The following is an 11829-nucleotide window of genomic DNA, read 5'->3' on the forward strand; positions in this document are numbered from 1 at the left end:
CGCTCCTCCCCGGCGACCGGGCGAATGGGGCTGGCGGATTTGACGTAGGCGCGGCGGCCTGGGATGTTGCTGAGCGGGACGTGCATGGGATGGCTCCTTGGTCAGGCACTGCTTGCGCTATCGCAAGCTGTGTGCCATCCCATAAACCTCCCAGGATCAATAACTTGCGAAACTCACGAGTCGAAATGACCGCACCCGGAACGGGTTCAAATGACCTCGCAAAGGTAAAAAATACCTCATTGTTGGACAGGCTCCTGGCGGACCTGGCCGACGACCTGCCCACCGCCGAGCGCCTGCAGCGGCTGGTGGTGGCTTTGCGCGACGAGTTCGCCTGCAGCGCCGTGGTGCTGCTGCAGCTCGATGGCGACAGCCTCCAGCCCCAGGCCGCCGTGGGCCTGGACCGCGAAGTGCTCGGCCGGCGTTTCGCCGTGGCCAGCCACCCGCGCCTGGCGCACATCCTTGCGCAGCGCGAGCCGCTGCAGTTCAGCGCCGACAGCGAGCTGCCCGATCCCTACGACGGCCTGCTCCAGGACAGCCCCGACAAGCCCCTGCCGGTACACGACTGCATGGGCATGAGCCTCTACCTGGAAGGCCGCGCCTGGGGCGCGCTGACCCTGGACGCCCTGCGCCCCGGCAGCTTCTCGCCGGCGCTGGTCCGGCGCCTGGAGCACTACGCGCCGCTGATCGAGGCCGCCGTGCGCGTCGGCCGCCTGGAAAGCGAGGTGCGCCGCCTGCGCCTGACCCGCAGCGTTCTGGCCGAGCCGGCCCTGGAACCCGGCGCCGGCATCCTCGGCGAAAGCCCGGTGCTGCACCAGTTGCTGGACGAACTGAAGATAGTCGCCGACTCCGAGTTGCCGGTGCTGCTGCAGGGCGAGACCGGCGTCGGCAAGGAGCTGTTCGCCCGCGCCCTGCACGCCAGCTCGCCGCGTTCGCGCAAGCCGCTGGTCTACGTGAACTGCGCGGCGCTGCCGGAAACCCTCGCCGAAAGCGAGCTGTTCGGCCACGTGCGCGGCGCCTTCTCCGGCGCCGCCCAGGACCGCCAGGGGCGCTTCGAGGCGGCCAACGGCGGCACCCTGTTCCTCGACGAGATCGGCGAGCTGCCGCTGTCGATCCAGGCCAAGCTGCTGCGCGCCCTGCAGGGCGGCGAGATCCAGCGCCTGGGGGCCGACCGGCCCAAGCACGTCGACGTGCGCATCATCGCCGCCACCAACCGCCACCTGGCCGACGAGGTGCGCGGCGGGCGCTTCCGCGCCGACCTCTATCACCGGCTATCGGTGTACCCGGTGCACATCCCGCCGTTGCGCGAGCGCGGCCAGGACGTGCTGGTGCTGGCCGGACACTTCCTCGAACTCAACCGCACCCGCCTGGGCCTACGCTGCCTGCGCCTGACGCCGGATGCCGAGCAGGCCCTGCTGGACTACGCCTGGCCGGGGAACGTGCGCGAGCTGGAACATCTCATCAGCCGCGCGGCGCTCAAGACCCTGAGCCAGGCGGCCTCGCGGCGCGAACTGCTGAGCATCGACGCGGCAGGGCTCGGCCTGGAGCTGCCGGCGGCCGAGGATGCCGTCGAAATACCCGCCCCCTCGGCCGAGGACGCCCGCTCCCTGCAGGAAGTGGTCGACGACTACCAGCGCCGCCTGCTGCAACGCGCGCTGCAGCGCCATGGCGGCAAGTGGGCGGCGGCGGCCCGCGCGCTGAAGATGGACCCGAGCAACCTGCGCAAGCTGGCGCGCCGCCTGGACCTGCGCTGAGCGCGGCGAAGCGCCCCGCGGGCTGCTCGCGCCGGAGGCTTCAGCGCACCATGTGCAGGTAGTGCAGGTGGCGCTGGTACTGGTCGAGGATGTCGCCGATCACGTCCTCGCGGCTCCAGCCCATGATGTCGTAGTCCTGTCCGCCCTCGCGCAGGTGCACCTCGGCGCGGAAATACTTGCGGGCGTCGTTGCCCTCGTCGCTGTCCTGCACCACGAAACTGGGCGAGGCGAAGGCCCGCGGGCGCACCTCGTAGAGGAAGCGGCCTTCGCCGGCATGGTCCAGCGCCAGGCTCACGCGGCCGTCGTCGCGCTCCTCCACCGCCACCTCGTAGCCCTGCTTGCGCAGTTCGTCGGCCACCTGCTCGCAGGCCGGGCGCACCAGCGCTGGTTCGACATGACGCCCCCGGAGCACCGGCGCCTGCACGGCGACGCCAACATCGTGTCGATGGCCGCCGCCGACTGGCCGCGTGTCGTCGGCCCGGCGCAGCGAACTCTCGAAACCCTCGACTGCGCCACACTTCGCCAGCGAAGCGGCCACAGCCATCGGCTATACCTGGGGTGTCGCCCACCCGGTTCCGGGCGGGCGGCTCTCGTGTTCCGATGCAATGACCTACTGGCCCGCCACGTTGCGGGCGAGCGCTCCCCGCCGGGCCCGGCCAGGCTCCTGGGCCAGGCCCTGGCGGGGGCCTGTCGTTCAGGAAGGACGAGGGCATTCTTATGCCCGCTCGCCAGCCCAACTGTAGGGCGCATAACGTCCCAGGCGTTACCTATGTGTCCCGGCAGAACATTTGCAAAACCCATCGCCTACCCTGCCGGCACAATCGCGGACAAAGTCCGCTCCTGCGCTGCAGGCGAGTACGGCTTTTCGTAGGAGCAAGCACCCCGGCGCAGTGGGCAAGACAGTTGCTCCTACAGGATAACATCGCGTCTCCGTCCATGATTCGCATGCAGGGCGAGCGCCTGCACGGAAGAACGTGGAGACACCTGAACGCGAAGTGCAAGGCGATGGCAAGACGGCCATAATCCGCCCTTGCCCCGCGATCCAGGCCCCGTCGATGTCCGAACAGCCCAGCCCTGCCAACGCAGAACCCGCCCCCACCGCCCGCCTCCGGCGCTTCCGACGGCCACGCTGGCTGGAATGGCGACAGCGCCTGGCGTTCTGGGTCGGTGCGCTGCTGGTGGGCCTGGTGGCGCTGGCCTTCGCCTGGCTGGCGGACCAGTCCTTCGCGCTGTTCAAGCGCATGCTCGGCATCACGCCCTGGCTGCCGCTGCTGCTCACCCCAGCGGGTTTCGCCCTGCTGGCCTGGATCACCCAGCGCTGGTTCGGCGAGGCCAAGGGCAGCGGCATTCCCCAGGTGATCGCCGCGCTGGAGTCGCCCTCGCGGCGCTTCCGCGCCCGGGTGCTGGCGCTGCCGGTGGCCGCCGTGCGCATGCTCTTCACCCTGGGCGCGCTGCTGGTGGGTGGCTCGGTGGGCCGCGAAGGGCCCACCGTGCACGTCGGCGCCGCGGTCATCTACGCCTTCGGCCGGCGCCTGGGCCTGCATGGCCGGCGCACCGTCGCCGGGCTGATCCTCGCCGGCGGCGCGGCCGGCATCGCCGCGGCCTTCAACACCCCGCTGGCGGGCATCGTGTTCGCCATCGAGGAACTCAGCCGCACCTTCGAGCAGCGCTTCAGCGGCCTGGTGCTGACCGCGGTGCTGATCGGCGGCGCCGTCACCCTCGGCCTGATGGGCCATTACTCCTATTTCGGCGAAATCGGCGGCAGCCTGCCGGCCGGCTGGGGCTGGAGCGAAGTGCCGGCCTGCGCCCTGCTCGGCGGCCTGCTGGGCGGGCTCTACGTCAAGCTGGTGCTGCCCACCCAGGCCGGCTGGCTGGGCCGCATGTGCCGCCTGCGCGAGCGCTGGCCGGTACGCTTCGCCGCCGCCTGCGGCCTGCTGCTGGCGCTGCTGGGGCTGGCCTCGGGCAACCACGTGTTCGGCACCGGCTACGAGGAAACCCGCGCCCTGCTCGAAGGCCACCCGATGACCGACCAGGGCTTCGTGCTATGGAAGTTCCTGGCCAACGTGGTGTCCTACCTCTCCGGCATCCCCGGCGGCCTGTTCTCGCCCTCGCTGAGCATAGGCGCTGCCTTCGCCCCGCTGCTGGCGCTGCTGCCGGACGTCAACCCGCAGACCTGCGCGCTGCTGGGCATGGGCGCCTACCTCGCCGGCGTGACCCGCTCGCCGCTGACCGCCTCGGTGATCGTCCTGGAACTCTCCCACAGCCCCGACCTGGTCATCCCCATGCTGGCCGCCACGGTTATGGCCGCCAGCATTTCCGGCTGGATCGCCCCGGTCTCGCTGTACCACGCCCTGGCCCGGCAGGTGCTGGACAAGCTGGCGCCGGCGCAGGGGCCTCGCTGACGAGGCCGCGCCAAGACGCTTTTCGTAGGATGGCGTTGAGCGAAGCGATACCCATCAGCGCAACCGCATGGGTTTCGCAAGCTCAACCCATCCTACGAAGAGCACCTCGGCACAAGACAGTTGCTCCTACGGCTCCAGGAAGCACGGCTTTTCGTAGGATGGCGTTGAGCGAAGCGATACCCATCGCCACGACCGCATGGGTTTCGCAAGCTCAACCCATCCTACGAAGAGCACCTCGGCACAAGACAGTTGCTCCTACGATTCCAGGAAGCACGGCTTTTCGTAGGATGGCGTTGAGCGAAGCGATACCCATCACCGCAACCGCATGGGTTTCGCAAGCTCAACCCATCCTACGAAGAGCACCTCGGCACAGGACAGTTGCTCCTACGGTTCCAGGAAGCACGGCTTTTCGTAGGATGGCGTTGAGCGAAGCGATACCCATCACCGCAACCGCATGGGTTTCGCAAGCTCAACCCATCCTACGAGGGCCGTGCAGTTGCATAGTTCGGTGCAACGGATCGGACCGATCGCGGACGGAGTCCGCTACGGTTCCAGGAAGCAGGGTCGTAGGAGCGGACTCCGTCCGCGATTATCCGCCCTACGCCTAGTCCAGGCCCGCGTCGTTGGCCTGCTGCTGCAGGCTGGCCTGGCTGATCTGGCTGCCCGGCGGCACGCTGCGCGTCAGCCAGACGTTGCCGCCGATGGTGGAGCCCTTGCCGATGGTGACGCGCCCCAGGATGGTGGCGCCGGCGTAGATCACCACTTCGTCCTCGACGATGGGGTGGCGCGGCTGGCCCTTGTGCAGTTGGCCGGTCTCGTCGGCGGTGAAGCGCTTGGCGCCCAGGGTGACCGCCTGGTAGATGCGCACCTGCTCGCCGATGATCGCCGTCTCGCCGATCACTACGCCGGTGCCGTGGTCGATGAAGAAGCTGCCGCCGATCTGCGCGCCGGGGTGGATGTCGATGCCGGTGGCCGAGTGCGCCAGTTCGGAGATGATCCGCGCCACCAGCGGCAGGCCGGCGCGGTACAGGTGGTGCGCCATGCGGTGGTGGATGATGGCCAGCACCCCCGGATAGCACAGCAGCACCTCGTCGACGCTGCGCGCCGCCGGGTCGCCCTGGTAGGCGGCCAGCACATCGGAGTCCAGCAGTTGGCGCAGTAGCGGCAGGGCCAGGGCGAAGTCACGGACGATCCCCAGCGCCCGCTCCTCGATGCCGTCCTCCGCTTCGCCGCGCTGGCGCGCGCTGTAGCGCAGCTCCAGGCGCGCCTGGATCAGCAGCGCATTGAGGGCGCTGTCCAGGGTGCGCCCGACGAAGAAGTCCTCGCTCTCGTCGCGCAGGTCGTTGGGCCCCAGACGCATGGGGAAGAGCGCGCTGGCCAGGCGCTCGACGATCTCCTCGATGGAACGCCGCGAAGGCAGCTCGCGCCCGCCCTGCTCCCGCGGCCGGCCGCTGCGGCTGCGCCATTCGCTGCGCGCCGCGCGCAGTTCCTCGACGATGCGCTCCAGTTGCCAGCCTGCCGGGCCGTTCTCGTTCTGCTTGCCGATCTCGTGCATGTATCGATACTTCCAATGCCGTGGTTCTTTTCAAGCGTAGGCCGGCTGGGCAGCCTTCGTCACCATTACCGGCCTATCCTGGGGTTTCCCGGGCCCGTCGACAAATCGCTGGCGGTTCTAAGCTCATGCCTGGCGACCGAGTGTCCCGGCCCGACGAAGGCCCGGTTCGCCAACCGGCGGGCCAGAGCAAACCGCGAACGGACAAGCCGTCGCACGCCATTGGTCAAATAATGGCTATATGCCACCAATTTCTCACCTAACATGAACCTTGGCAGGATAGACGGACGCAGCACCGGAGGACCGGCCGCTGACGGGCCGCTGCCTTGCCAGAACCCGGCGGCCCCGCCGTTTCCGGCCGCCATCTACCACGCGCCACTGGAATACGTCCATGCCATCCGGGGCCATCCCCAAGCTCAACCTGCGCACGCTGATCCTGCTGTTCACCTCGCTGGCCATCCTCGCCACGCTGTTGAACGACCTCTATGCCACCTACCGGATCCAGCGCGAGACGCTGGTGCGCAATTCGCTGGAGACCAACCGCGCCTATGCGGCGAAAGTCGCCCTGACCCTCGGCCAGAGCCTCGACGCCGACCTCGGCCGGCTGCGCTACAGCGCCCAGGTGATGGGCAAGGACTTCGCCTCCCGGGCGACGATGCAGGCCGAGGCCCGGCGCCTGGCGGAGCAGGACCAGAGCTTCAACACCCTGGTGATCGCCGATGCCCAGGGCCGGATTCTCGCCTCGCACCCGCCGGCGCTCAGCGTGGCCGGCCAGAACCTGCGCTCGCGGGAGCCGCTGGAGCGGCGCCAGGCGATGATCAGCCCGGCCTTCAATTCGCTGGTGGGCAACCTGATCGTCTTCGTCTCCCACCCCATCCGCAGCCCGCAAGACGAGTACCTGGGGCTGGTCGGCGGGACCATCTACCTGCGCAAGAACAACGCGCTCAACGAAATCGTCAGCAAGCACTTCCAGACCGACGCCTCGCACCTGTACCTGGTGGACGGCAACCGCCACCTGCTGTTCCATCCCGATGCCGACCACATCGGCAAGGCCGTGGGCCGCAACGCGGCGGTGGACGCCGTGCTGCGCGGCGAGAGCGGCGCGATGCAGGTCACCGATGCCGACGGGGTGCAGATGCTGGCGGGCTATGCCCCGGTGCCCAACAGCGGCTGGGGGGTGGTCGTCCAGCAACCGATGAGCGCGCCCCTCGCCGCCCTGCGGGCGCTGATGCTCCAGGTGGTGCAGGGCATAGTGCCGATGATCCTGCTGGGGCTGGTCCTGCTCTGGTGGGCCGCCTCGCGGATCAGCCAGCCCCTGAGCAGGCTCGCCGACTACGCCGAGCAACTGGACGACTCCCGCGGCATCGGCCAGGTGAGCGCCTGGTACTACGAGGCCTGGCGCATCCGCCGCGCGCTGATCCAGGGCGCGCTGCTGACCCAGGAGCGCATCGGCAAGCTCAACCACCAGGTGCTCAGCGACCCGCTGACCGGCCTGGCGAACCGGCGGATGCTGGAGGACTGCCTGCGCGACTGGGCGCTGCTGGAAAAGCCTTTCGCGGTGATCAGCATGGACATCGACCATTTCAAGCGGGTCAACGATGCCTTCGGCCACGACGTCGGCGACAAGGTGCTGCAGGCCTTCGCCGACTTGCTGCGGCAGAACTGCCGCGACGGCGACGTGCCCTGCCGGGTGGGTGGCGAGGAGTTCATCCTGCTGCTGCCGCTGACCGGCCTCGCCGACGCCGCGGAAGTGGCGGAACGGATCCGGCGCTCGCTGGCCGAGGCCGTCATGCCCCCGGCCGGGCAGGTCACCCTGTCGCTGGGAGTGGCCTGCTGGACGGCGGACCGGTCCGACGTCGCCGCCACGCTCAAGGAGGCGGATGAGCTGCTCTACCAGGCCAAGCAGGCCGGCAGGAACCGGGTGATGGTCCACGGCAAGGGGACCTCGACGACCGCAGCCTGACGAGCGCGCCGGCAAGGCAGGCTCAGTCCAGTGGCGCGAGCCCGGCCACGCCCTCCTCCCGGGTGTCGGGGTGCAATGTGAGTTCGATCCGATGCGCGGCATGAAGCAGCGCATCGGCATTCTCCTCGAGGCGTTTCGCAGCGGTGAGCAGGGCCGCGGCGGTAACGGGCGAGACGGCCTCCGCCGCGGCCTGGCGCAAGACCTGGACGGCAGACGTCTCGTTGATGGCAGAAGCCAGCAACACCTTCCTTAGTCGTTCCATTTCCTCCTCCATTGTCGGCTGGAGCAGTGCAGGAATAGCTCCGATTTGGCCTGGCCAGCGGACGAGCCGACAGTCGGCAGTGTGTGGGTAGGTTTTTGTTTGGTTGGAATTTGGTTACAGGCTCTGGTCCCAGCCCCGTTATGCCCGCGAACGCAGGAACGTAGGGCGGGGGCGTTGAGTCCGCTCCCTACGCCCGGGCACTCCTGTAAGCATAGGAGCGGACTCCGTCCGCGATTCGACGGGCATGAGGTGGGGTTAGGCGTTTCAGGATGACGCCGAACTCTCCGCCCACTCCGAACGGCCCCCTCTCCCTCTGGGAGAGGGCTGGGGTGAGGGAACGGCCGCCAGGATCGAACGCTTTTGCCGACCCCGGGCACCCTCACCAACGCAACAAACGCGGCCCCAGCATGGCGCCCAGCAGCGTCGGCAGGAGCATACCCGGCAGGTGCCAGATGCTCCAGAAGGGCACACCCATTTCCGGACCGGCCAGAGTGGCGATGGCGCCGGCCAGCAGGCCGCCGGCGGTGCCGCCTCAGCCCTCGAAGATCGCCACGGCGCGGACGAACCCCGCCGAGGCGTGGCGGATCTTGTAGGGGAAGCAGCTGACCAGGAAGCCGTCGGCCGGCAGCTGGTCGAGGTTGGCCAGTTTCTCCATCTGCCCGTAGCCGATGTCGCGGCCGGCCTTGTGGCCCTCCCAGATGAGCGAGGCATCGCCCGTCTCGGCGAAGCGCAGGCGGGTGAAGCTGAAGGGCGCGTCCCAGCTCCAGGCGTCGGTGCCCACCACCCGCACGCCGCGCTGCAGCAGGTAGAGCGTGGCCTGGCGGCCCATGCCGACTCCGGCTTCGAGGTAGCCCGGCTGGCCGAACAGGCTGCCGGCGCGGGTGTTCACCAACACGATGTCCAGCGGTTGCAGCGCGTGGCCGATGCGCGCCAGTTCCGTCTCCACTTCGGCCGCCGTCACCACGTGGCCGTCGGGCAGGTGGCGGAAGTCCAGCTTCACCCCCGGTTGCAGGCACCACTCCAGCGGCAGCTCGTCGATGCCGAAGGCCGGCTTGCCGCCGTCGGTGGTCGAGGCGTAGTGCCAGGGCGCATCCATGTGGGTGCCGCTGTGGGTGGTGATCTGCAGGCGCTCGGCGGCCCAGGCCTCGTTGCCCGGCAGGTCCTCCTTGCGCAGGCCGGGGAACATCGCAGCCATTTCCGGCCAGCCCTGCTGGTGGTCCATGTAGTCGATCTTCGGCAGCAACGGCGGCGGGTCGGTATAGGGGTTGTTGTCCAGGCTCACCGAGAGGTCGAGCAGGCGGCGTTTGCTCAGGTTCATGCGGAAACTCCTTTGCGGGCCGCCGCGCGGCTGCGGCGCGGCGCAAGGTCGAGGGCGTTGCGCAGCAGCGCGGCGGCCGAGCCGTCGTGGCGGAAGCCCAGGGCGCGGGCCTGCGGCGTGCGCAGCGGCGGGAAGCGGCCGAACAGCGCTTCCAGCTGCGCGTCGGGCTCGAAGGCGATGCGCGCGCGGTTGGCCTCGCCGAAGCCGGCGGCCAGGGCGTCGAGCACCTGGGCGATGGACAGTTGCAGCACCGGCAGTTGCCACACGCGCCGCGCGCCGGGGTTTTGCAGCTCGGCGGCGTGCAGCAGGTTGTCCACGCAGCAGCGCGCCGACATCCACCAGGCACTGGCCTGCGGCGACACCGGGCAGGTGTAGGGCTCGCCGGCGGCGTAGGCATGCAGCAGGTCGCTCATGAAGGCCGAGCGCAGGCCGTTGGGCTGGCGCGGCCGGGCGACTATGCCGGGCAGGCGCAGGGCGCGGCCGTCCACCTCGCCGCGGCGGGCCAGGTCCTCCAGGGCGGTTTCCACCATCAGCTTGTGCGCGGCGTAGGACAATTGCGGGTGCGCCGGCTGCGCCTCGTCCATGCGCGCCGGCAGCTCGCCGCCGTATACCGCCACGCTGCTGGCGTACACCAGCACCGGCGGGCGCTCGCGGTGGCGCAGTTGCTGCAGCAGTTCCAGGCTGGCCTGCAGGTTGACCTCGTAGCCCAGCTCGTACTGCGCCTCGGCAGCGCCACCGGGTACGCTGACCAGGTGGAACACCACGTCGATGCCGTCGGCCAGCACCCGGCGCAGCAGCGCCGGGTCGGTGACGCTGCCGTAGTGGCGGCGCAGGCGGCGGTCGTCCGGCAGGTCGTCCAGTTGCTGGTCGAGCAGCAGCAACGCGTCTATCCGCCGCCCGCGCAGCTCGCCGCGTTCCAGCAAGCGGCGGACCAGTTCGCGGCCGACGAAGCCGTTGGCCCCGCTGACCATCACGCGCATGGCCAGCCCCCTTGCACCACGCGCTGGTCGATGGCGCCGAACAGCGCTTCGCCGTCCGCGCCGCGGGCCTCCATGCGCACGCGGTCGCCGAAGCGCATGAAGCCGGTGCGCGGCGCGCCCTGGGCGAGGGTCTCGATGGCGCGGCGCTCGGCGATGCAGGCCGAGCCCACCGCGCGGTCGGCGTTGGACACGGTGCCCGAGCCGATCAGGGTACCGGCGCTCAACCTGCGCGTCAGGGCCGCATGGGCGATCAACTGATGGAAGCCGAAGTGCATGGCGCCGCCGTGGGGGTGACCGAACCATTCGCCGTTCCACTCGACCTTGAGCGGCAAGTGCACGCGGCCGTCGCGCCAGGCCGCGCCGAGCTCGTCCGGGGTCACCGCCACCGGGGCGAAGCTGCTGGCGGGCTTGGCCTGGAGAAAGCCGAAGCCGGTCTTCATTTCCCGCGGCGCCAGGGCGCGCAGGCTCACGTCGTTGAGCTGCAGCACCAGGCGCACGTGGGCCAGGGCGTGCTCGGCCGGGCAGCCCATGGGCACCGCGTCCACCAGCACGGCGAACTCGCCCTCGAAGTCGATGCCGTGGGCCTCGCTGGGCAGCGGAATGTCCGCCCGCGGGCCAAGGAAGTCGTCGCCGGCGCCCTGGTAGATCAGCGGGATGCTGTCGATGCCGTCGATGGGCTCCAGGTCGAAGGCCTTCTGCATCAGTTCGCCATGACTGAGGAAGCAGGAGCCGTCCAGCCACTGCCAGGCGCGCGGCAGCGGCGCGGCCAGCTGCGCCGGGTCGAGGGCGAAGGCGCCATCCGCCTCGTCGGCGTTCAGGCGCTGGTAAAGGCGTTGCAGGGCGGGTTCGACGGCGGGCCAGTCGTCCAGCGCCGCCTGCAGCGTGGCGGCGATGGCGCCGGCCGACACCGCCCGCTGCAGGTCGCGGGAGACCATCAGCAAGCGGCCGTCGCGGCTGCCGTCGTCGAGGCTGGCGAGCTTCATGGCAGCAGCTCCTTCAGCGCCTCGGCGTAGCGGCCGTCGAGGAGGATGAAGACCATCCGCGCCATCTGCTCGGTGCGGTTGCTCCAGGCGTGATTGGTACCGCGCTGGACCACGATGTCGCCGCGCTTGAGGTGCACCTCGCCCTCATCGAGCACCAGCCACAGCTCGCCTTCGGTGACGATGCCATAGTCCAGGGTTTCGGTGCGGTGCATCAGCTTGTGCTTCGAATCGGCCTTGCCGGTGCCGGCATGGGCCTGGCCGATCTCGGCGAAGGCAGCCGCGGCGTCCTCCGCGCTGACCTGGTTCTGCAGGCTGTCCGGCGGGATGTCCACCACGCGGATCACGCTGCCCAGCGGGCCGGGGCTCAGTTGCAGCGGCTGGTTGGTCGGGTCGTCGCCGTTGTCCAGCGGCGCCGGGCTGGCGGCGCTGCTCCACACCTCGTAGAACACGGTGCCGGGCACCGCCTTGAGCGGGAAGACGTTGGGCGTCGGACCGCTGCTGGCGACCACTGCCTGGCCCTGGGCGTCGTGCCCGGTGACTACGCGCTTGAATTCGGGAAGCTGTTGCATGCTGACTCCTTTGCGGTGGGGTTCCGCCCACGGGCCGGACGCGGCCTGG

9 protein-coding genes and 2 pseudogenes are annotated in these 11829 nt (G+C 69.7%); 3 read left to right on the forward strand and 8 right to left on the reverse strand.

All coding sequences use genetic code 11. From position 1 onward, the window contains the following. Positions 1 to 185: 185 nt before the first annotated feature. Positions 186 to 1751 (forward strand): nitric oxide reductase transcriptional regulator NorR, encoded by a 1566-nt coding sequence (norR, locus tag RN02_RS25955; RefSeq protein WP_052267880.1) that lies wholly within the window; start codon positions 186 to 188, stop codon positions 1749 to 1751. 40 nt (positions 1752 to 1791) lie between these two features. Here the strand turns inward: norR and RN02_RS25960 are convergent. Next, positions 1792 to 2133 (reverse strand): annotated as a pseudogene (locus RN02_RS25960) (choline transporter); the annotation flags it as partial. 673 nt (positions 2134 to 2806) lie between these two features. Between RN02_RS25960 and RN02_RS25965 the strand changes: the two are divergent. Further along, positions 2807 to 4153 carry a chloride channel protein gene (locus RN02_RS25965; RefSeq protein WP_043317952.1) on the forward strand — a complete coding sequence of 449 codons (1347 nt, stop codon included), beginning with the start codon at positions 2807 to 2809 and terminating at the stop codon, positions 4151 to 4153. A 604-nt stretch (positions 4154 to 4757) separates the two neighbouring features. Here the strand turns inward: RN02_RS25965 and epsC are convergent. Then, positions 4758 to 5708 carry a serine O-acetyltransferase EpsC gene (gene epsC, locus RN02_RS25970; RefSeq protein WP_009620203.1) on the reverse strand — a complete coding sequence of 317 codons (951 nt, stop codon included), beginning with the start codon at positions 5706 to 5708 and terminating at the stop codon, positions 4758 to 4760. 388 nt (positions 5709 to 6096) lie between these two features. On the opposite strand from epsC, the gene RN02_RS25975 reads away from it, so the two are divergent. Then, a complete protein-coding gene (locus tag RN02_RS25975; RefSeq protein ID WP_043317953.1) occupies positions 6097 to 7668 on the forward strand; it encodes a GGDEF domain-containing protein in 1572 nt (523 codons plus the stop codon). A gap of 22 nt (positions 7669 to 7690) precedes the next feature. Here the strand turns inward: RN02_RS25975 and RN02_RS25980 are convergent, their stop codons facing one another. The 6 genes and pseudogenes from RN02_RS25980 to RN02_RS26000 all read right to left on the reverse strand — a co-directional run bounded on the left by RN02_RS25980 (position 7691) and on the right by RN02_RS26000 (position 11780). Continuing rightward, positions 7691 to 7930, reverse strand: coding sequence for a hypothetical protein (locus RN02_RS25980; protein ID WP_009620201.1), 240 nt, complete (start codon positions 7928 to 7930; stop codon positions 7691 to 7693). Positions 7931 to 8309: 379 nt separating this feature from the next. Next, positions 8310 to 8459: pseudogene (locus RN02_RS32795) on the reverse strand (NrsF family protein); the annotation flags it as partial. Between the two features lie 3 nt (positions 8460 to 8462). Beyond that, positions 8463 to 9248: a cyclase family protein gene (locus tag RN02_RS25985; RefSeq protein ID WP_043317956.1), complete on the reverse strand. Its 786-nt coding sequence runs from the start codon at positions 9246 to 9248 to the stop codon at positions 8463 to 8465. Further along, positions 9245 to 10228, reverse strand: coding sequence for an NAD-dependent epimerase/dehydratase family protein (locus RN02_RS25990; RefSeq protein ID WP_043317958.1), 984 nt, complete (start codon positions 10226 to 10228; stop codon positions 9245 to 9247). The genes RN02_RS25985 and RN02_RS25990 overlap by 4 nt, the downstream gene beginning before the upstream one ends. After that, positions 10219 to 11211: a fumarylacetoacetate hydrolase family protein gene (locus tag RN02_RS25995; protein WP_043317960.1), complete on the reverse strand. Its 993-nt coding sequence runs from the start codon at positions 11209 to 11211 to the stop codon at positions 10219 to 10221. The genes RN02_RS25990 and RN02_RS25995 overlap by 10 nt, the downstream gene beginning before the upstream one ends. Beyond that, positions 11208 to 11780, reverse strand: a complete 573-nt coding sequence (locus RN02_RS26000) for a cupin domain-containing protein (protein ID WP_043317963.1) — start codon at positions 11778 to 11780, stop codon at positions 11208 to 11210. Before RN02_RS26000 ends, RN02_RS25995 begins: the two co-directional genes overlap by 4 nt. Between the last annotated feature and the right edge of the window lie 49 nt (positions 11781 to 11829).

It is taken from the genome of Pseudomonas sp. PI1, assembly GCF_000812405.1.
Taxonomy (GTDB): domain Bacteria; phylum Pseudomonadota; class Gammaproteobacteria; order Pseudomonadales; family Pseudomonadaceae; genus Pseudomonas; species Pseudomonas citronellolis.

Excerpts from the sequence above, each read along its gene's own strand:
- epsC (WP_009620203.1), bottom strand. The coding sequence starts at position 5,708 with ATGCACGAGATCGGCAAGCAGAACGAGAACGGCCCGGCAGGCTGGCAA.
- RN02_RS25965 (WP_043317952.1), top strand. The coding sequence starts at position 2,807 with ATGTCCGAACAGCCCAGCCCTGCCAACGCAGAACCCGCCCCCACCGCC.
- RN02_RS25985 (WP_043317956.1), bottom strand. The coding sequence starts at position 9,248 with ATGAACCTGAGCAAACGCCGCCTGCTCGACCTCTCGGTGAGCCTGGAC.
- RN02_RS25980 (WP_009620201.1), bottom strand. The coding sequence starts at position 7,930 with ATGGAACGACTAAGGAAGGTGTTGCTGGCTTCTGCCATCAACGAGACG.
- RN02_RS26000 (WP_043317963.1), bottom strand. The coding sequence starts at position 11,780 with ATGCAACAGCTTCCCGAATTCAAGCGCGTAGTCACCGGGCACGACGCC.
- RN02_RS25975 (WP_043317953.1), top strand. The coding sequence starts at position 6,097 with ATGCCATCCGGGGCCATCCCCAAGCTCAACCTGCGCACGCTGATCCTG.
- norR (WP_052267880.1), top strand. The coding sequence starts at position 186 with ATGACCGCACCCGGAACGGGTTCAAATGACCTCGCAAAGGTAAAAAAT.
- RN02_RS25995 (WP_043317960.1), bottom strand. The coding sequence starts at position 11,211 with ATGAAGCTCGCCAGCCTCGACGACGGCAGCCGCGACGGCCGCTTGCTG.
- RN02_RS25990 (WP_043317958.1), bottom strand. The coding sequence starts at position 10,228 with ATGCGCGTGATGGTCAGCGGGGCCAACGGCTTCGTCGGCCGCGAACTG.